At 72.3% G+C, this 18,394-nt stretch carries 18 protein-coding genes; 5 read left to right on the top strand and 13 right to left on the bottom strand.

The genetic code is table 11. The features are described 5' to 3' along the window. Positions 1 to 33: 33 nt before the first annotated feature. Positions 34 to 378 carry a hypothetical protein gene (locus ACWCPI_RS23075; RefSeq protein WP_451039881.1) on the bottom strand — a complete coding sequence of 115 codons (345 nt, stop codon included), beginning with the start codon at positions 376 to 378 and terminating at the stop codon, positions 34 to 36. 91 nt (positions 379 to 469) lie between these two features. After that, positions 470 to 1,054 carry a flavodoxin family protein gene (locus ACWCPI_RS23080; RefSeq protein ID WP_451039882.1) on the bottom strand — a complete coding sequence of 195 codons (585 nt, stop codon included), beginning with the start codon at positions 1,052 to 1,054 and terminating at the stop codon, positions 470 to 472. A 106-nt stretch (positions 1,055 to 1,160) separates the two neighbouring features. Here ACWCPI_RS23080 and ACWCPI_RS23085 point away from each other — a divergent pair, with 106 nt between their 5' ends. Then, positions 1,161 to 1,562, top strand: a complete 402-nt coding sequence (locus tag ACWCPI_RS23085) for a winged helix-turn-helix transcriptional regulator (RefSeq protein WP_451039883.1) — start codon at positions 1,161 to 1,163, stop codon at positions 1,560 to 1,562. Here ACWCPI_RS23085 and mutM read toward each other — a convergent pair. From mutM to recG, 8 genes are all read right to left on the bottom strand, one after another. Beyond that, positions 1,535 to 2,395: a bifunctional DNA-formamidopyrimidine glycosylase/DNA-(apurinic or apyrimidinic site) lyase gene (mutM, locus tag ACWCPI_RS23090; protein WP_451039884.1), complete on the bottom strand. Its 861-nt coding sequence runs from the start codon at positions 2,393 to 2,395 to the stop codon at positions 1,535 to 1,537. The genes ACWCPI_RS23085 and mutM overlap by 28 nt on opposite strands. A 128-nt stretch (positions 2,396 to 2,523) precedes the next feature. Further along, positions 2,524 to 3,318 carry a ribonuclease III gene (gene rnc, locus ACWCPI_RS23095; protein WP_451040015.1) on the bottom strand — a complete coding sequence of 265 codons (795 nt, stop codon included), beginning with the start codon at positions 3,316 to 3,318 and terminating at the stop codon, positions 2,524 to 2,526. A gap of 19 nt (positions 3,319 to 3,337) precedes the next feature. Continuing rightward, entirely contained in the window at positions 3,338 to 3,511 is a 174-nt protein-coding gene (gene rpmF, locus ACWCPI_RS23100; protein ID WP_003951102.1) for a 50S ribosomal protein L32, read from the bottom strand. A 2-nt stretch (positions 3,512 to 3,513) separates the two neighbouring features. Beyond that, on the bottom strand, positions 3,514 to 4,155 hold the full coding sequence (locus ACWCPI_RS23105) for a YceD family protein (RefSeq protein ID WP_388800940.1): 642 nt from the start codon (positions 4,153 to 4,155) through the stop codon (positions 3,514 to 3,516). A gap of 138 nt (positions 4,156 to 4,293) precedes the next feature. Then, the gene (locus ACWCPI_RS23110) at positions 4,294 to 5,379 is read right to left on the bottom strand and encodes a cell division initiation protein (RefSeq protein WP_451039885.1); all 1,086 of its coding nucleotides are present in this window, start codon (positions 5,377 to 5,379) and stop codon (positions 4,294 to 4,296) included. 58 nt (positions 5,380 to 5,437) lie between these two features. Then, entirely contained in the window at positions 5,438 to 5,917 is a 480-nt protein-coding gene (gene coaD / locus ACWCPI_RS23115; protein WP_217215171.1) for a pantetheine-phosphate adenylyltransferase, read from the bottom strand. A 26-nt stretch (positions 5,918 to 5,943) separates the two neighbouring features. Then, positions 5,944 to 6,531, bottom strand: a complete 588-nt coding sequence (gene rsmD / locus ACWCPI_RS23120; RefSeq protein WP_451039886.1) for a 16S rRNA (guanine(966)-N(2))-methyltransferase RsmD — start codon at positions 6,529 to 6,531, stop codon at positions 5,944 to 5,946. A 92-nt stretch (positions 6,532 to 6,623) separates the two neighbouring features. Further along, on the bottom strand, positions 6,624 to 8,840 hold the full coding sequence (gene recG, locus ACWCPI_RS23125; protein ID WP_451039887.1) for an ATP-dependent DNA helicase RecG: 2,217 nt from the start codon (positions 8,838 to 8,840) through the stop codon (positions 6,624 to 6,626). A gap of 190 nt (positions 8,841 to 9,030) precedes the next feature. Here recG and ACWCPI_RS23130 point away from each other — a divergent pair, with 190 nt between their 5' ends. Together ACWCPI_RS23130 and ACWCPI_RS23135 are read left to right on the top strand one after the other, a co-directional pair. Next, positions 9,031 to 10,887, top strand: coding sequence for an HSP90 family protein (locus ACWCPI_RS23130; protein WP_451039888.1), 1,857 nt, complete (start codon positions 9,031 to 9,033; stop codon positions 10,885 to 10,887). Then, positions 10,884 to 13,847 carry a tetratricopeptide repeat protein gene (locus ACWCPI_RS23135; RefSeq protein WP_451039889.1) on the top strand — a complete coding sequence of 988 codons (2,964 nt, stop codon included), beginning with the start codon at positions 10,884 to 10,886 and terminating at the stop codon, positions 13,845 to 13,847. Before ACWCPI_RS23130 ends, ACWCPI_RS23135 begins: the two co-directional genes overlap by 4 nt. A 37-nt stretch (positions 13,848 to 13,884) precedes the next feature. Here ACWCPI_RS23135 and ACWCPI_RS23140 read toward each other — a convergent pair whose 3' ends face one another. Next, entirely contained in the window at positions 13,885 to 15,591 is a 1,707-nt protein-coding gene (locus ACWCPI_RS23140; protein WP_451039890.1) for a DAK2 domain-containing protein, read from the bottom strand. 257 nt (positions 15,592 to 15,848) lie between these two features. Here ACWCPI_RS23140 and rpmB point away from each other — a divergent pair, with 257 nt between their 5' ends. Beyond that, positions 15,849 to 16,034, top strand: coding sequence for a 50S ribosomal protein L28 (gene rpmB, locus ACWCPI_RS23145; protein ID WP_003993230.1), 186 nt, complete (start codon positions 15,849 to 15,851; stop codon positions 16,032 to 16,034). A 159-nt stretch (positions 16,035 to 16,193) separates the two neighbouring features. Here rpmB and thiD read toward each other — a convergent pair whose 3' ends face one another. Both thiD and ACWCPI_RS23155 read right to left on the bottom strand, forming a co-directional pair. Next, a complete protein-coding gene (thiD, locus tag ACWCPI_RS23150) occupies positions 16,194 to 16,985 on the bottom strand; it encodes a bifunctional hydroxymethylpyrimidine kinase/phosphomethylpyrimidine kinase (protein WP_451039891.1) in 792 nt (263 codons plus the stop codon). Then, entirely contained in the window at positions 16,982 to 17,950 is a 969-nt protein-coding gene (locus tag ACWCPI_RS23155) for a thiamine-phosphate kinase (protein ID WP_451039892.1), read from the bottom strand. The genes thiD and ACWCPI_RS23155 overlap by 4 nt, the downstream gene beginning before the upstream one ends. A 206-nt stretch (positions 17,951 to 18,156) precedes the next feature. Here ACWCPI_RS23155 and ACWCPI_RS23160 point away from each other — a divergent pair, with 206 nt between their 5' ends. Next, positions 18,157 to 18,390: an Lrp/AsnC family transcriptional regulator gene (locus tag ACWCPI_RS23160; RefSeq protein WP_003993216.1), complete on the top strand. Its 234-nt coding sequence runs from the start codon at positions 18,157 to 18,159 to the stop codon at positions 18,388 to 18,390. Positions 18,391 to 18,394 lie beyond the last annotated feature (4 nt).

Below are 18,394 nucleotides of genomic sequence, written 5' to 3' on the forward strand. Positions count from 1 at the left end.
CCCGGCGCACACGAGCGCGCCGGGCCCCGGTCGTCAGTCCTCGGCAAGGCCCAGGGGGCGCAGTGCCGAGGTGTAGGCACCGGTGGTGACGAGGTCGTCGATGACGCGGACCATGGCGGGGATGCCCGGGTCGCGCACGATGAGGTCGTCCCAGCCGTAGAAGTACCGGCCGCCGAGGCACTCGCCGGTGTCCTGCCAGCGATCCATCAGGCGGCGTGCCTGGTCGAGGGTGAAGACGGTCCCGGACCACCGCTGCCCGTCGGCGAAGGTCACCCACATGTCGACGTCGCTGACCTCGTCGAGGTCCTCCCCCGGGCCGAGGACGAAGCAGATCTCGTATCCGTCCCGGCTGACCCGGTAGAACGGGCTGTCTCCCACGATTCCCCCCGAGGCGCCGCCCGCCGTGGCCGGCCCGGTGGGCAGGCTACTGCGGGGTCGGCGCCTCGCGCACGTGCGTTTCCGGCGTCGCTCAGGCGGCCGCTCGGCCCCGGGTGAAGACCTTCGCCGTCTCGGCGACCCGGCGCCCCAGGTGCTCGGCCGTGGCCACGTCGGCCTTGTGGACGGCCTCCGGACCCTGGTCGGCGTCGGTCTGGGCGGCGGCGCCGGTGAAGACGCCGAGGCGGTTGAGGTCGTTCTCGGAGCCGGCGCTGTGGTTCCAGCCGGGCAGCAGGCCGAGGTTGATCCAGTGCATGCCGAGCTGGGCGGCCAGGATCTGGAAGAACTGCAGCGTGTGCAGCTTGTCGCCGCTCTTGGAGGCGGAGTTGGTGAAGCCGGCGGCCAGCTTGTCCGTCCAGGCCTGCTCGGCCCAGCGCTTCGAGGTCGCCTCGGCGAAGACGTGGAAGGCGCCGGACGCGGTGCCCATGTAGGTGGGCGAGCCGAAGACGATGGCGTCCGAGCCGTCGAGGATCGCCCACTGCTCCTCGGTGATCTCGTCGACCTTGATCAGGTGCACGTCGGCACCGGCCTCGGCGGCGCCGGAGCGGACGGCCTCGGCGATGACGGCGGTGTGGCCGTAACCGGAGTGGTAGGCGATGGAGACAACAGGGATGGTCACGTAGGTACTCCTGAATGGGCAGCTCACTGACAGTGCGAAAAGGAAAGCACTAACTTCTAGATAGTGCAACCTGTTGGTTAGCGCTGCCTTCGAGTAGCCTTCAACCATGGACACCACGCAGGAGCGCACGGAGGCGCAGGACCTCCCGTACAACGTGTTCGCCAAGGCCTGTCCGTCACGCGGCACGCTGGAGCACGTCACGGGACGCTGGGGCGGACTCACGCTCGGCGCGCTGTACGAGGGCTCGCTGCGCTTCAACGAGCTGCGCCGCCGCGTCGACGGCGTCAGCGAGAAGATGCTGTCCCAGACCCTGCACGCCCTGGAGCGCGACGGTCTGGTGCACCGTGACGCACAGCCGACCAATCCACCCCGGGTGGACTACGAGCTGACACCCCTGGGACGCGGGGTCGCCGAGCGGCTGCTGAACCTCATCCACTTCGTGGAAGGGCAGATGGACGACGTGCTCGCGGCACGTGAGCGTTACGACGAGACGCGCGGCGCCCGCTGACACCTCGGGCAGAAGTAACTGGACCGGTTCATCCAAGGCCGCCGGCGCATCGGCGTGCCGCACCGCTTGCACGGCAGCCCTTCGCGGCCGTACGCGTCGAGCGACCGGTCGAAGTACCCCGACTCCCCGTTGACGTTGACGTACAGGCTGTCGAAGCTGGTGCCGCCGACCGCGAGGGCGGCGTTCATCACGTCCCGCACATGGCCGAGGAGTTCGAGGGTGCGCGGGCGGGTGAAGGTCGCGGTCGGGCGGTCGTAGTGGAGGCGGGCGCGCCAAAGGGCCTCGTCCGCGTAGATGTTGCCGACGCCGCTGATCAACGACTGGTCGAGCAGGGCCCGTTTGATGGTGCTGCGCTTGCGGCGCAGGGCCTGGTGGAAGGCCTCGTCGTCGAAGAGCGGGTCGAGGGGGTCGCGGGCGATGTGCGCGATGACGTCGGGCAGCCCGTCGGGGGTGTTGTCGTGCAACGACAGGCCGCCGAAGGTGCGTTGGTCGACGAAGCGCAGTTCGGTGGCGAGGGCGTCCGCGAAGCGCACCCGGATCCTGAGGTGCTTCTCCTCCGGCGCGGAGTGCGGCTGCACCAGCAGCTGGCCGCTCATGCCGAGGTGCGCCAGGACCGACTGGTCCGTGTCCTCCAGGGGGAGCCACAGGTACTTGCCGCGGCGGCTCGGGGTGCCGACGCGGTGCCCCTTGAGGCGGTGCGCGAAGTCGTCCGGGCCCGCGAGGTGCCGGCGCACGGCGCGTGGGTGCAGCACCTCGGCGTCGGCGACCGTGCGGTGGGCGACCCACCGCTCCAGACCGCGCCGGACGACCTCGACCTCGGGCAACTCGGGCATGGGATCCCCCGTACACCTGCGTGGGCCCGTAGGGCCTGTCCTACACCTGCGCGGCCCCGTTGGGGCCGCCCAATGGACCGAGCGCCCGCCCCACGGCGGGGTACGGGCGCTCGGATCGCGCTGTCCGGTCAGGCGGAGGCCGACGAGGTGTCGGCTTCGGGCGCGACGGCATCCGCTGCCGCCGCGGCCTTCTTGGCTCGCTCGTCCGCCGCGGCCCGGATGGACCGCCATGCGGACTCGGCGGCCTGCTGCTCCGCCTCCTTCTTGCTGCGGCCGGTGCCGGTGCCGTACGAGACGCCTCCGACGCGGGCGGCAGCAGTGAAGGTCTTCTCGTGGTCGGGGCCGGTCTCCGTGACCAGGTACTCGGGGACTCCGAGGCCCTCGGTCGCGGTGAGCTCCTGGAGGGACGTCTTCCAGTCCAGTCCGGCTCCGAGGTTCGAGGACTTCTCGATCAGGGGGTCGAACAGGCGGTGCACCAGCTCCGCCGCACAGTCCAGGCCCTGGTCGAGATAGACCGCGCCGATCACCGCTTCCAGGGTGTCGGCGAGGATGGATGCCTTGTCCCGGCCGCCCGTGCCCTCTTCACCCCGGCCGAGCCGGATGAAGGCGCCCAGGTCGAGCCCGCGGCCGACCTCCGCCAGCGCACGCGAGTTGACCACCGCGGCCCGCAACTTGGCCAGCTGGCCTTCGGGCAGGTCGGGGTGGGTGCGGTACAGCGTGTCCGTGACCACCAGGCCGAGCACGGAGTCCCCGAGGAACTCCAGGCGCTCATTGGTGGGCAGGCCGCCGTTCTCGTATGCGTAGGAACGGTGGGTCAGCGCACGCACCAGAAGGGCGGACTCGAGCTTGTACCCGAGCCGCCCTTCCAACAACGTGTGGGACGAGGCCTGGTTGTCCGTTGCGTTCTTCTTCGGCGTGGACACAGTGCCTCTCACCAGCCGCTCAGACCTCGAGGACCTGGCGCTTGTTGTAGGTGCCGCACGACGGGCACGCGATGTGCTGCTGCTTGGGCTCGTGGCAGCGCTCGCACGCAACCAGGGTGGGGACCGCAGCCTTCCACTGCGACCGGCGGTGGCGCGTGTTGCTGCGCGACATCTTCCGCTTCGGAACAGCCACGGCTACTTCTCCTGCTTCTCGTCGACGCCCGGTTCGGCGCCGCTCTTGTCGTCCTTATCGCCGGGTTCGAGTGAATCGGCGAGTCCCTGCAGTGCCGCCCAACGGATGTCGACGGCGTCATGGTGGTGGTCCGGGTCGTCCGCGAGACGTGCTCCGCACTCGGCGCACAGTCCTGGGCAGTCTTCCTGGCACACCGGCTGCATCGGCAGTGCGAGCACCACCGCATCACGCAGCACGGGTTCGAGGTCGAACAGGCCGTCCTCGAGAAAGAGCCTGTCCTCGTCGTCCTCGGCGTCGTCGCCGGGCTCCGCGTGGTGCACGCGGCCCCGATCGTCGGCGTCAGGGTACGAGAACATCTCCTGGAAGTCCGCTTCCACGTCGAGCTGAAGCGGCTCCAGACACCTTACGCACTCCCCCTCGGCCTGTGCACGGGCGGTGCCTGTGACAAGCACCCCTTCCATGACCGACTCCAGCCGGAGTTCGAGCTCCACCGGGGCGCCTTCCGGCACTCCGACGACTCCCTGGATCCCGAGATCCTTGGGGGCGTCGACCTCGCGGGTCAGGCGCTGCAGCGCACCGGGCCGCCGACCCAGCTCGTGCGTGTCGAACACGAGAGGGTTGCGGTGGTCGAGGCGGGCTGTCACGCCATTCCTGCTTTCGATCTGCTGAGCTCAGGGGGTCACTGCCCTTCGGTGCTCGCGGGCAGCGTTGATCGCGGACGTACGCGCGACCGAAGAGCCAGGATACTGGACCTTTCGCTCACGGCCCAATCCGGTGGCTGTCTACTGGCCGCGGCCCTGCTCGTACGCCCTCAGCTGCTCGGCACTGATCATGCTGGTGTCGAAGAGGCTGGTCTCGTCGAGGGCGTAGCCCTGGTCGCCCTGCCCGGCCTGCTGGGCCTGGGTGTGATGGGCCTGCTGGGCCTGATGGGGGTCGTAGGCGGCCTGCTGGGCGTCGTAGCCCTGGTAGGCGTAGGGATCGGCCTGCTGGTAGCCGTACGGGTCCTGCCGGCCCGCGTACTGCTGCTGGTAGCCGCCGTACGGATCCGCGCCCTGCTGCTGGTAGCCGTACGCCGGCTGCGCCGCCTGGTGGTCGTACTGCTGCCGCTCCGGTGCGGCCCGCTCGGCGGATGCCGCCGGGGTGTCCCGCTCCGCGAGGGCGGCGAGGTCGGCGAGGTAGTCGGCGTCGCTGGAGTGCTGGACGGTGGTGGCGTCGTCGGCGAGCGCGCCGAGGTCGTCGGTGGCGATCCGGCCGTGCAGCTTCTGGCGGCCGCGGCCGACGGCCTCCAGCGTCTTGGCCAGGACCGCCTCGAAGGCGCCGAGCTTGGCGTCGACGTACTCGTCGGCGGTGCGGCGCAGGGTGTCGGGGTCGTGGCTGCGCTCGGGGGCGTCCTCGTCCTCGTAGCCCTGTTCGTCGGTGCCGGGGCCGGTGCCGAGGAGCTTCTCGCGGCCGCGGCCGACGGATCCCAGGGTCTTGGTGAGGACGACCTCGAAGTTGGCGAGCTTGGAGTCGACGTAGTCGTCGGCCTCCGCGCGGATGTCCTCGGCCTCCTTGCGGGCCTCGGCGAGGATGCGGTCGGCCTCGGCCTGGGAGCGCCGGGCCACCTCGGTGTCGGAGATCAGCGAGCCGCGCTCGGCGTGCGCGCCCTGGATGATCCGCTCGGCCTCCTGACGGGCCTGCTCGACCATCTGCTCGCGTCCGCCGATCAGCTCCTGGGCCTGGGCGAGGGAACCGGGCAGGGCCGCACGGACCTCTTCCAGCATCGAGAGCAGCTCGGCGCGGTTGACCACGCACGAGGCCGACATGGGCATCGACCGGGCACCTGAGACCGACGCGACGATCTCGTCGAGCTTCTTCTGCACGTCCACCGTGTGCTCGCCACTCTCTACAGCTGTGATGGAGACGGACGGGACGACTGTAGCCCCATCAGTCCTTGCGCAGGCGCTTGTTGAGGGCCTCCAGGACGACCGGGGGCACCAGGTGGGAGACGTCGCCGCCCCAGGTCGCGACTTCCTTCACCAGGGAGGAGGACAGGAAGCTGTAGGTGGGGTTGGTCGGGACGAAGAGCGTCTCCACACCCGACAGGCCGTTGTTCATCTGGGCCATCTGCAGCTCGTAGTCGAAGTCGCTGACCGCGCGCAGGCCCTTCACGATGGCCGGGATGTCGCGCTGCTTGCAGAAGTCGACGAGGAGACCGTGGAAGGCCTCGACCCGGACGTTGCCGTACTCGGCCGTGACCTGGCGGATCAGGTCGAGCCGCTCGTCGACCTCGAACAGGCCCTTCTTCGCCTTGTTGATCATCACGGCGACGTAGACCTCGTCGTACAGCCTGGAGGCGCGGGAAATGATGTCGAGGTGTCCGTTGGTGATCGGGTCGAACGACCCGGGACATACGGCGCGGCGCACTTGTGATCCCTCGCTCTCCGGTCCGGTCATCGTGCGTCTTCGCACGTAGAGGCGGCGCGACCGTACCAAAACGTTCCCTCGCCGTAACGACGGGCCCGGATGGCCTCGAAGCCGTCCGGCCATCGGAACTCCCCGCCTCTGGTGCTGCGCTCCACGGTGACGAGCGCGTCCGGCGCGAGCCAGCCTCCCGAGCGGAGTGTGAGGAGAATCTCGCGAAGATCGTCGTCCGAGACGGCGTACGGAGGGTCGAGGAAGACGATGTCGTACGGCTCGCCCGGCGCCGGTGTCTGGATGATCTGCTCGGCTTTGCCCGATCTCACCTCGGCGCCCGGCAGGCCGAGATTCCTCACGTTCTCGCGGACGACGCGGGCGGCTCGGGCGTCCGCCTCCACGAGCAGGGTGTGGCCGGCACCGCGGGAGAGGGCCTCCAGGCCGACCGCGCCGGAACCGGCGTACAGGTCGAGGACCCGCTCCCCCTGCAAAGGGCCGCCCAGGAGGGACTGCCAGGTGGAGAAGAGACCCTCGCGTGCGCGGTCGGAGGTGGGGCGGGTGCCGGTGCCCGGCGGCACCGCCAGGCGACGTCCGCCGGCTGCGCCGGCGATCACGCGGGTCATCTCGGGTCCTCGGTTGTGGGCGGCATCAGGTATCAGTGTGGCTGGTCGCGCGGTTCCCCGCGCCCCTGGGGGAGTCTCCCTCACCCCTTTCGTCACCCCTTTTCCAAGTACTGCTCCCTCTCCTCGTCCAGGAGGGCGTCCAGGGCCGTGCGCAGGCCGGGGAGTGCCGTCAGCTCCGGGTCCGCCGCCACCACCGCCGCAGCCTCCTGCCTCGCCTCCGCGATGATCTCCTCGTCCTCGATGACGGCCAGCATCCGCAGGCTGGTGCGGGCGCCCGACTGGGCCTGCCCCAGGACATCGCCCTCCCGGCGCTGTTCCAGGTCGATGCGGGAGAGCTCGAAGCCGTCGAGGGTGGCGGCGACCGCGTTCAGGCGCTGGCGGGCCGCACTGGCCTCCGGCATCTCGGTGACCAGGAGGCAGAGACCGGGCGCCGAGCCACGGCCCACCCGGCCGCGCAGCTGGTGGAGCTGGGAGACGCCGAAGCGGTCGGCGTCCATGATCACCATGGCGGTGGCGTTCGGGACGTTCACGCCGACCTCGATGACCGTCGTGGCGACCAGGACGTCCGTCTCGCCGGCGGCGAAGCGGCGCATGACAGCCTCCTTGTCGTCGGGGGGCATGCGGCCGTGCAGCACCTCCACACCGAGACCGCTCAGCGGCCCCTTGGAGAGCTGGCCGGCCACGTCGAGCACCGCGAGCGGCGGGCGCTTCTCCGCCTCGTCCTCGGGGGACTTCGTCCTGCCGGCCTTCTTCGGGTCGTCCTCCTCGTCACCGATGCGGGGGCAGACGACGTAGGCCTGGTGGCCCTTAGCGACCTCCTCCCGCACCCGCTCCCAGGTCCGGGCGAGGAAGTGCGGCTTGTCGGCGGCCGGGACGACGTGGGAGGCGATGGGTGAACGGCCGGCCGGAAGCTGGTCGAGGACCGAGGTCTCCAGGTCGCCGAAGACGGTCATGGCGACCGTGCGCGGGATCGGGGTCGCGGTCATGACCAGCAGATGCGGGGGCTGCTTGCCCTTGCCGCGCAGGGCGTCGCGCTGTTCGACACCGAACCGGTGCTGTTCGTCGACGACGACCAGGCCGAGGTCGTGGAACTGCACCTTGTCCTCGATCAGGGCGTGGGTGCCGATCACCAGCCCGGCCTCGCCCGTGACCAGGTCGAGCAGCGCCTGCCGACGGGCGGCCGCTCCCATGGAGCCGGTCAGCAGCACGACCTTCGTGGCCTGCTCGGCACCGCCCAGCATCCCGCCCTCGGCCAGCTCGCCCATCATCTCGACGATCGACCGGTGATGCTGCTGGGCCAGCACCTCGGTGGGCGCGAGCATGGCCGCCTGGCCGCCCGCGTCGACGACGGCGAGCATGGCGCGCAGCGCGACCAGCGTCTTTCCGGAACCCACTTCTCCCTGCAGCAGCCGATGCATCGGATGCTCCGTCGCCAGGTCGTCGAAGATCTCCCTGGAGACCTTCCGCTGGCCCTCGGTGAGCGTGAAGGGAAGGCGGTCGTCGAAGGCTGTCAGCAGGCCGTCCGGCTTGGGTTTGCGGGCCACGGCCGGGAGTTGGGCGTCCGCGTGGCGGCGGCGGGCCAGGGCGACCTGGAGGACGAAGGCCTCGTCCCACTTGAGGCGGTCGCGGGCGTCGGCGATGTCCGCCTTGGTGTGGGGGCGGTGGATCTTCAGGAGGGCCTCGGGGAGGGAGACCAGGCCGCGGCCTGCGCGGAGGGCGTCCGGGAGGGGGTCGATCGCCTCCTGGGCGCTGGGCAGAACCGTCTGGACGGCCTTGCCGATCTTCCAGGACTCCAGCTTGGCGGTGGCGGGATAGATCGGGATCAGGGCGCCGGCCCAGGTCTCGACGGCCTCCGCACCCTCGCCGTCGGCACCGCGCAGCAACTCGTACGCCGGGTGCGCCAGTTGCAGCCGGCGGTTGAAGACGGAGACCTTGCCCGCGAACATCGCGCGCGTGCCCGGCAGGAGCTCCTTGTGGGGCTTGTGAACGCCGTTGCCGAAGAAGACCAGTTGGAGGCGGCCGCTGCCGTCCGTGATCGTCACTTCGAGGCGCTGGCCCTTGCCGCGCGGGGCCTTGCTGGAGGCGAAGCTGTGCAGGCGGGCGTCGGCGACCATGGCGACCACCGTGACGTGCTCGTCCATGGGAAGGTCGGCGAGGTGGGTGAGCTGGCCGCGCTCCTCGTATCTGCGGGGGTAGTGGTGCAGCAGATCGCCGACGGTGTGCAGGCCGAGGTGCTCGGCCATCACCTTCGCGGTGGCAGGGCCGAGCACCTTCTTCAGTGGTTCTTCCAGTGCGGGCACGAGATCCATTCCACACCACGGCACTGACAATGCCGTAGCGGTCGCGGCGGCCGGAAAGGTAAACGTCCCGGAAACCCCTGGTCAGGCGGTTCGGTCCGGCCCTAGGATGACGCGCTCCGGCCATCCTTTCCGCGGTCACCGCCTCACCGGGACCGCCCGACCCCGCGCCGCGCGAAGTCCTCCCACCGGCGCAGCGACGATGGACTCCCAGACCTCACAGTCATCCCAGGTTCCTCAGCCGCCCCAGTCACCTCAACCCTCCCGGACACCGCACACGTTCCAGGTCGACCTGCGTGGTCTGGTGGACCTGCTCTCCCACCACCTCTACTCCAGCCCGAAGGTCTACCTGCGCGAGCTGCTGCAGAACGCGGTGGACGCCATCACCGCCAGACGCGTCGAGGAGCCCGACGCCCCGGCGGTGGTCCGGCTGTACGCCGAGGCCGGCGCCCTGCGGGTGGAGGACTCCGGGGTCGGGCTCACCGAGGCGGACGTGCACGACCTCCTCGCGACCATCGGGCGCAGCTCCAAGCGCGCCGAGGGGCTGCAGGAGGCCCGGTCCGGTTTCCTGGGGCAGTTCGGCATCGGTCTGCTGGCGTGTTTCGTGGTCGCCGAGCGGATCCGGGTGGTCAGCCGCAGCGCCCGTACGCCGGACGCCGCGCCCGTGGAGTGGACGGCGGGGGACGACGGCTCGTACACCGTGCGGACGCTGCCGGACGAGGCGCGCGCCGAGCCGGGCACGACGGTGCACCTGGTGGCGCGGGCCGGGGCCGCGGAGTGGCTGGCCGAGGAGCGGGTCCTGGCGCTGGCGCGGGACTTCGGCTCGCTGCTGCCGTACGACGTCCGGGTCGGCGGCGAGGCGGTCACCGACCTGCCCGCGCCCTGGGACCGGCCGTACCCCTCCCCCGCGAACCGGCGGGTGGCCCTGGCCCGGCACTGTCACGACCTGTTCGGCTTCACACCGCTGGACTCGATCGCGCTGGACGTGCCGCTCGCCGGTGTCCGCGGGGTGGCGTACGTGCTGCCGTCGGCGGTCAGCCCGGCCCGGCGGGCGGGGCATCGCGTCCACCTCAAGGGCATGCTGCTGACCGAGCGGGCCGAACAGCTGCTGCCGGACTGGGCGTTCTTCGTGCGGTGCGTGCTCGACACCGACAGCCTGCGGCCGACGGCCTCGCGCGAGGCGCTGTACGAGGACGAGACGCTGGCGGCCGTACGGGAGGCGCTGGGCGAAAGGATTCGGTCCTGGCTGACGGGACTGGCGGCCGGTGATCCGGAACGGCTGGAGGCCTTCCTGGCCGTGCACCACCTGGGGGTGAAGTCCCTGGCGCGGCACGACAAGGAGATGCTGCGCACGATGCTGCCGTGGCTGCCCTTCGAGACCACGGACGGGCGGCTGTCGCTGGAGGAGTTCGCGCAGCGGCACCGGGTGGTGCACTTCACGCGGACCGTCGAGGAGTACCGGCAGGTCGCCCCGATCGCGTCCGCGCAGGGCGTCGGAGTGGTCAACGGCGGTTACACCTACGACAGCGAGCTGGTCGAGGCGCTCCCGTCGGTGCGGCCGGGGACGGTCGTCGCCGAGCTGGACGCCGACACCGTGACCGCGCATCTGGACGCGGTGGACCCGGCCGAGGAGCTGGCCCTGTCGGGCTTCCTGGCGGCCGCGCGGGCGAAGCTCGACCCGCTCGGCTGTGACGTGGTCCTGCGCGCCTTCCACCCGTTGTCGGTGCCGGCGCTGCACCTGGACGACCGGGCGGCCCGGCACGAGCAGGCCCGCGCGGCGGCGCAGGAGCAGGCCGACGACCTGTGGGCGGGCATCCTCGGGTCGCTGCGCGGCAGCGCGCCACGCGCGCGTCTGGTGCTCAACCACCTCAACCCGTTGATCCGGCGGATCAGTTCGCTGGGTGACCCGGAGCTGATCGGCACCGCCACCGAGTCCCTGTACGGGCAGGCGCTGCTGATGGCGCAGCGCCCGCTCAGGCCCGCCGACTCGGCGCTGCTGAACCGGGCCTTCATCGGTCTGCTGGAGTGGGCCACGAACGGCGAGGAGGGCCGCCGATGAGCGGGACCGGCAAGATCACGGACTTCGACTCGCTGCGCCGGGCGATGGCGGAGAACGGCGAGGAGCCGGAGGGCCCCGCCCGCAACGCGCGCGCGGAGCAGCTGCTCGCCGAGGCGGAGAAGCTGAACGTCCCGCTCGCCGTGATCGAGGCGCTCGGCCACCAGCTGAAGGTCTACAACTACAGCTCCGAGAAGGCGAAGATGTTCGTCCCGTTCGCGCGCCTGCTGCGCATGTGGGACGAGCGGCCCGGGGATTTCGACGCGTACGAGACGCACTCGCTGCACTGGGTCTTCAAGTGGATGTCGGCCGGGATGCTCGACCAGCCGCACATCCCGCTGGCCTCGATCGAGAAGTGGCTCGGCGAGATGGAGCACCGCTACCGGCTCGCCGGGCACTCCGAACGGGCCGTGCGCAGCGCCGAGTTCAGCGTGGCCGCGCACGTCGGGGACGAGGCGCGCGCCGAGCGGGCGTACCGCGCCTGGCTGGCCGCGGACCGGGACGCCATGGCCGACTGCCACGCCTGCGAGCTGCACGGGCAGGGGTGGTGGCAGGCGGAGCTGGGCCGGGACGCCGAGGCGCTGGAGCTGTGGAGGCCGGTCCTGGAGGGCGAGTTCACCTGCGCCCACGAGCCGCACACGGTCCTCGCCTCCTCCCTGGCGCCACTGCTGCGCCTGGGCCGCGTGGACGAGGCCCGCGCCCACCACCTGCGGGGCTTCCGGCTGGTCCGGGCCATGGAGAGCATGCGCGGGGCGTACGCGGACCACGTGGAGTTCTGCGCCCTGACCGGGAACGAGGCGCGGGGGCTGGAGCTGCTCGCGGAGCGGCCGGCGTACTTCACGGACGACGGGCATCCGCGCAGCAGGCTGGAGTTCATGACGGTGGTGGTCCTGCTGATGGACCGCCTGACCGCGCTGGGCCTGGGCGACCAGCGGGTGCCCGGCCCGGCGGACCGCCCCTGGACCGCTCGGGAACTCGCCGCCCACGCGCGCGGGCAGGCCCTCGCGCTGGCCGCGCGCTTCGACGAGCGCAACGGCACGGGGCACGTCGGTGCGCGGGCACGCGCGCGTATGGCGCAGGAGCCGCTGGTGGAGAGACTGCCGCTGGGGGTGCGTACGGCGGCCCGGCCGGCGGCGGTCACGATGCCCGCCCCGGTCGCGACACATCCGCGGGAGGACGCGGGCACGCCCCCCGATCTGCCCGCGCTGCTCGCGGAGGCACGGCGGCTCTCGGACACCCTGCGGCCGAACGCGATCGAGGCGTGGGCGGCCGTCTCGCGGGCCGCGGAGGGCGTCGAGCTCACCCCCCTCGTCCGGGCGGAGATCGCCGATCACCGGGCGATGGACCTGGGTCCCGAGGGCATCGCCCTGTTCGAGCGGGCCGCCGAGCTGTACGCGCAGGCGGGTGACCCCGGGGAGGCGCTGGCGGCACGCGCGCGTGGAGCGTACGTACGCGCCCTCACGGGCGAGGTGCGGCCGGCCCTGGCAGCCGTCGCCGAGCTGTACGACCGGATCCTCGCGCTGTACGCCGAGGACGGGACCGGCGTACGGCAGACGGCTGCCGTGCTGATGAGCCGGGCGCGGATCCTGATGCGGCGCGCGCACGAGGCGCAGGACGCGGTGCGCGGCGCTGCCCTGGCCGACGCCGAAGGCGCCGCGCGGGAGGTGCTCGCGCTCGTCGACGGCCGGACCGGGAACGACGTACGGCTTGTCGCGCGGATCGCGGAGGGGCAGGCGATGCTCGCGGAGCTGGCGGCGCTCGCCGGGGACGCCGAGGGCGCCGCGGAGTTGTTCGCGCGGGCCTCGGAGACGTTCGTCGGGGCGGGGCTGCCCTGGTTCGCGGTGGAGTACGAGGCCCGGCTGGCCGGGCTCGCGCACCAGCTCGGGGACATCGCGGGGGCCGAGCGGGCGCTGCGGGCGGCCCTGGAGCACGCAGGGCCGTACCTGGAGGCGCCGGGACGGGCCCAGTTGCATCTGCAGCTGGCGGAGGTGGTGGGCGGCCGGGGGCTCGCCGAGGAGGCCGCCGAGCACGCCTTGGAGGCGGCGCACTGGGCCGACGAGGCGGGCGACAGCCGGACGCTGGGCGCGTGGGCGCGGCACCAGCTCGGCGGGTTCCTGCTGCGGCAGGGGCGGTTCGCCGAGGCAGCCGAGGTGCTGGAGTCCGCGCTGGCCGACCTGAGTGCCGAGACGCACGGTGACGGGATGGTCGTGCAGACCCAGTGGTGGCTCGGCGACTGCCTGAGCGAGCTCGGCGAGCACCGCGCGGCGGCCGAACGCCGGCTGCAGGCCGCCGAGACCGCCCGGCAGTGGCCCGATCAGCACGACCACGCCACGCTCGCCCACCTCGCCGCCGAGTCCCTCGGTCACGCGGACCTGCTCACCGAGGCGGACCAGGCCTACGCGCGCGCGGGTGCCCTGTGGGGCGAACTCGGCAACGTCCACGGCCTCGTCCGCTCCCTGCGGGCCCGCGCGTGGCTGGCGCTGCGCACGCAGGGCGGGACGGACACGGCACGGGAGTTGATGGCGGGCGCGGTGCGGGAGTGCGCGGCCGCGCTCGACGGCCCGGCGGGGGCCGACGAGGAGGCCCGCCATCGGCTCACCGCGGAACTCGGTCACACCCACCGGCAGTTCGGTGACCTGCTGGCCCGTTCGGCCGCCGAGGACGCCGAGGACGACTCGATCAGGGCCGTGCTGGAGGACGCGCTGTCGGAGGTGACGGACGCCGTCACGGTGTTCGCCACGCTCGGGGACGCCGCCGTGCACAGCCGTACCGGGGCGGAGCTGGCGGCGGGCTGGCTGGAGGCGGACCTGGGCCGCACCGCGCAGGCGGCGGCACGCGCGCGTGCCGTGCTGGCGGTGTACGGCGGTCCCGAGGCGGCCTGCGGTGACGACGAGGCGGCACAGGAGCGGCGGGCGGAGGCCGGTCAGCTGCTTCAGGTGGCGACGGAGCAGGAGCCCGGGTGAGGCGCGCCGAGCCGTCCGCTCCCCACCCGGGGGGCCGTCACTCCACGCCGATGAGCAGCAGCGCCCCTTGCCGTCCGCCCCGGTACACCACCGTGTCGACGGCGAGGTAGGACTCACGCACGCGTGCTTCGAGGTGCTCGGCGATCGCCTCGGGGGCCTCGTCGCCGAGGACGAGGGTGACGAGCTCCCCGCCGGCCGCGAGCATGCGGTCGAGGACGGCCTCCGCGGTGGCCGTGACGTCCGAGCCGATCACGGCCACGTCCCCGTCGATGAGGCCGAGGACGTCACCGGCCTGGCAGATGCCGGCCATGGTCCAGGACTGCCGCTCGGCGACCGCGACCTCGGCGTACCGGGTCGCGCCGGCCGCCGAGGTCATCGACACCACGTCCTCGTCGAAGCGGCGCTCCGGCTCGTGCACGGCGAGCGCCGCGATGCCCTGGACCGCGGAACGGGTCGGGATCAGCGCCACGCGGATGCCCTCCGTGCGGGCCTGTTCGGCCGCCGCCGCCGCGGTGTGGCGCAGCTCCGCGTCGTTGGGCAGCAGGACGACCTCGCGGGCGTGGGCCCGCCGTACCGCCTGCACGAGCTCCCCGCTGGCCGGCGGCTCCCCCGGGCGGGCGAGCACGGTGGTGGCTCCGGCCTCGGTGTACAGCCCGGCAAGGCCCTCGCCCGGGACGACGGCGACGACGGCCCGCTGGGCACGCTCCCGGGGCGGCCGCTCACCGCCGGTGGTGTGGACGTCGCCGGCCCCGAAGTGCGTGATCCGGATCCGGTACGGCCGCCCGGCCTCGACCCCGGCCTCCACGGCGGCCCCGGCGTCGTCGACGTGCACATGGACGTTCCAGAGTCCATCGCCGCCGACGACGACCAGTGAGTCGCCGAGGGCGTCGAGCCGCCGCCGCAGCCGCGCCACGGCCGCGTCCTCGGCTTCCAGCAGGTAGATCACCTCGAAGGCGGGCCCGCCCGCGTCCAGCACGTCGGCGCAGTCCTCGACGTCGGCGTCCGACGGGCTCCCGCCGGCGGTCGGGACGGCCCGGGAACCGCCCTCCACGCCCGCGTGCGCACCGGAGAAGGCAGGCACCGGGGCCGGGGCGGCCTGCCCCGTGAACGTCTCCACGAGCGCGCCGAGCACCGCGAGCAGACCCCGCCCCCCGGCGTCGACGACCCCGGCGCGCTGCAGGACCGCCAGTTGCCCGGGTGTGGCGGCCAGCGCCGCGCGGGCCCCTTCGTACGCGGCCCGTGCGACCGCCCCGCAGTCGGCGCCCTCGGCTCCGCCGGCCGCGTCGGCGGCGGCCGAGGCGACCGTGAGGACGGTGCCCTCGACGGGGTGGGCCACGGCCTGGCGGGCGGAGTCGGCGGCCTGCCGCAGCGCGCGGCGCAGTCCCGAGCCGTCGGTGTGAGCCGTCCCACCGTCGGCGGCGAGCACCTGGGCCATGCCCCGCAGCAGCTGGGCGAGGATCGTCCCGGAGTTGCCCCGGGCCCCGATCAGGGCGCCGTGCGCCATCGCGCGGGAGGCGTCGGCCAGAGTGGGCTTGCCCACCTCGTACGCGCTGAACACCGCCTCCACCGCGGCGACCGCCGACTCCACGGTCAGGTACAGGTTGGTCCCGGTGTCCCCGTCGGCAACGGGGTAGACGTTGATCGCGTCGATCTCCTCGCGTGCGCGCCCGAGGGACTCCAGCGCGAGACCGCACCAGGTGCGTACCGCGAGAGCATCGAAGAATGTCTGCGGCACCTGCGCCACCTGCGCCTCCTTGAGCTGCTGGACGTGGCACGCAGCGTAGACCCAGGGCCGGGGCGCTCCGGAAGAGGGCCGGGGGCCGGGCTCTGAGCAGCCATGGTAGTTTCGTTGTACTGGCGCAGTCGTTGTATGCTGCTCCGGTTGCCCGATCCAGATCGGGCCATTCCCCCTGGCAATGCCATTCAGATCTCTGATCCTAGATCGCGATCCCGGCAGGCCGGGATCAACCGTAAGTGCATCTGAAGTCTTTGGAGTGACCCGTGGCTGCCAACTGCGACGTCTGCGGCAAGGGGCCGGGCTTCGGCAACAACATCTCGCACTCGCACCGCCGTACGTCCCGTCGCTGGAACCCGAACATCCAGCGTGTGCGTACCGTGGTCGGCGGGACGCCGAAGCGCGTGAACGCCTGCACCTCGTGCATCAAGGCCGGCAAGGTCTCGCGCTGACGCTCAGCTGAGCGCGCGGCCACCGCTGGTTCGCCGCACGAAGCCGGTCCACCTCGAGTGGACCGGCTTTTTGCTGTGCTCGAACGACGGCTGTGGTGGGAGGGCCGACGGCTGTGGTGGGAGGGCCGACGGCTCGGCCCGGACAACGGCCCTGAGCCGCTACCCGCCCTCGCGGAACCGCCACCCGTGATCCACCGGCCCGATCCCCCCGCCGAGCGCGAACCCGGCCCGGATCGCCCCGGTGACGTACTCCTTGGCAGCCGTCACCGCCTCCGGCACCGGCAGCCCCCTGGCGAGGCCCGAGGCGACCGCGGAGGCGAGTGTGCAGCCCGTGCCGTGCGTGTGCCGGTTGTCGTGGCGAGGCGCCCGCAGCCAGTGCTCCTCGGAGCCGTCGGTCAGCAGGTCCACGGCGTCGCCGGTCAGATGACCGCCCTTGATCAGAACCCAGCGCGGCCCGTACGCCAGCACCGCGGCCGCGGCCTGCCGAAGCTGCTCCTCCGACTCGACGTGGACCCCCGTCAGTTGCGCCACCTCGTCCAGGTTGGGCGTGGCCACGGTCGCGACCGGCAGCAGCTTGGTGCGCACCGAGTCGAGCGCGGAAGCCGCGAGCAGCGGGTCCCCGTGCTTGGAGACCCCCACCGGGTCGACGACGGCGGGGGCGTCCGTGCCCCCGATCAACTCGGCGACCGTCTCGACGAGTTCTGCAGATGCCAGCATCCCCGTCTTGACCGCGTGTACGCCGATGTCGTCGACGACGCTGCGGTACTGGGCCCGTACGGCCGCCACCGGCAGTTCCCAGGCACCCTGCACGCCCAGGGAGTTCTGGGCCGTGACCGCGGTGATCACGCTCATGCCGTGCACGCCGAGCGCGAGCATCGTCTTCAGGTCGGCCTGGATGCCCGCGCCGCCGCCGGAGTCGGAGCCCGCGACCGTGAGGACGTTCGGGATCATGACTCGATGTCCCCTCCGAAGTGGTCCCAGCCGCCCTTCTTGGTCCACGGCGCCCCGTCGACCGTCACCTGGGGCAGGGCCGAGGGGTTGAGCACCTCGCCGATGACCTTCCAGCGGGCCGGCAGCTTCACGTCCGGCGGGAAGGTCGCCACGATCGCGTGGTCCTCTCCCCCGGTCAGCACCCACTGCATGGGGTCGACGCCGACGGCCTGGCCGATGTCGTTCATCTGGGTCGGGATGTCGATGGCGCCGGAGCGGATGTCGATGCGCACCTTGCTGGCCTCGGCGATGTGCCCGAGGTCGGCGATCAGCCCGTCGCTGACGTCGCACATCGCGGTCGCGCCGAGCCCCGCGGCGGCCGGGCCGGCGTGGTACGGCGGCTCGGGGCGCCGGTGCGCCTCAACGAAGGCGCGCGGCGAGCGGAAGCCCCGGGCGAGCACGGCGTATCCGGCGGCCGACCAACCCAGCCAGCCGGTCACCGCGACGAGGTCCCCGGGCTGCGCGCCGGCCCGCGTGACGGGCTCCTGGTTGCGCAGATCGCCGAGCGCGGTGATCGACACCATGATGGAGTCGCCCCGTACGACGTCACCGCCGACCACCGAGGCGCCCGCGACCTGGCACTCGTCGCGCAGGCCGTCCATCAGCTCGGTCGGCCAGGCCACCGGGAGTTCGGCCGGCACGACCAGGCCGAGGAGCAGGGCGGTCGGCACGGCACCCATGGCGGCGATGTCCGCGAGGTTCTGCGCGGCGGCCTTGCGGCCGACGTCGTAGGCGGTGGACCAGTCGCGGCGGAAGTGCCGCCCCTCCACCAGGATGTCGGTGCTGGCCACCACCCTGCGGTCGGGCGCGGCCACCACCGCGGCGTCGTCGCCGGGGCCGACCCGGACCGCCGGGGTGGTGGTGAGACGGGAGGTGAGCTCCCTGATGAGCCCGAACTCGCCGAGCTCACCAACAGTGCCCTTCATTGCCCTTACGCCCCTTCTGTCCCTGTCCGCACCCGGTCGCGCGTCACTGGTGTCCTCGCTACCGTCGAGGTGTACGTCAACTTCTTCCCTGTCGGCATCCCGGCGCGCAAGCCCCGGTCACCGGGGGTCTCCCCGCGGCGAGCGGCGACGCGATACCGTGGCGTTCCTTTTCCCCACATGATCCTCGTGGCCGCCCTGGAGGTTCCGTGGTACAGGCGTACATCCTGATCCAGACGGAGGTCGGCAAGGCGTCGACCGTCGCCGAGACGATCAGCAAGATCCCTGGAGTCCTCCAGGCCGAGGACGTGACCGGGCCGTACGACGTCATCGTGCGCGCCCAGGCCGACACCGTCGACGACCTGGGTCGCATGGTGGTCGCCAAGGTCCAGCAGGTGGACGGCATCACCCGCACCCTGACCTGCCCGGTCGTCCATCTGTAGCCCC

It is taken from the genome of Streptomyces sp. NPDC001920 (genome assembly GCF_053594495.1).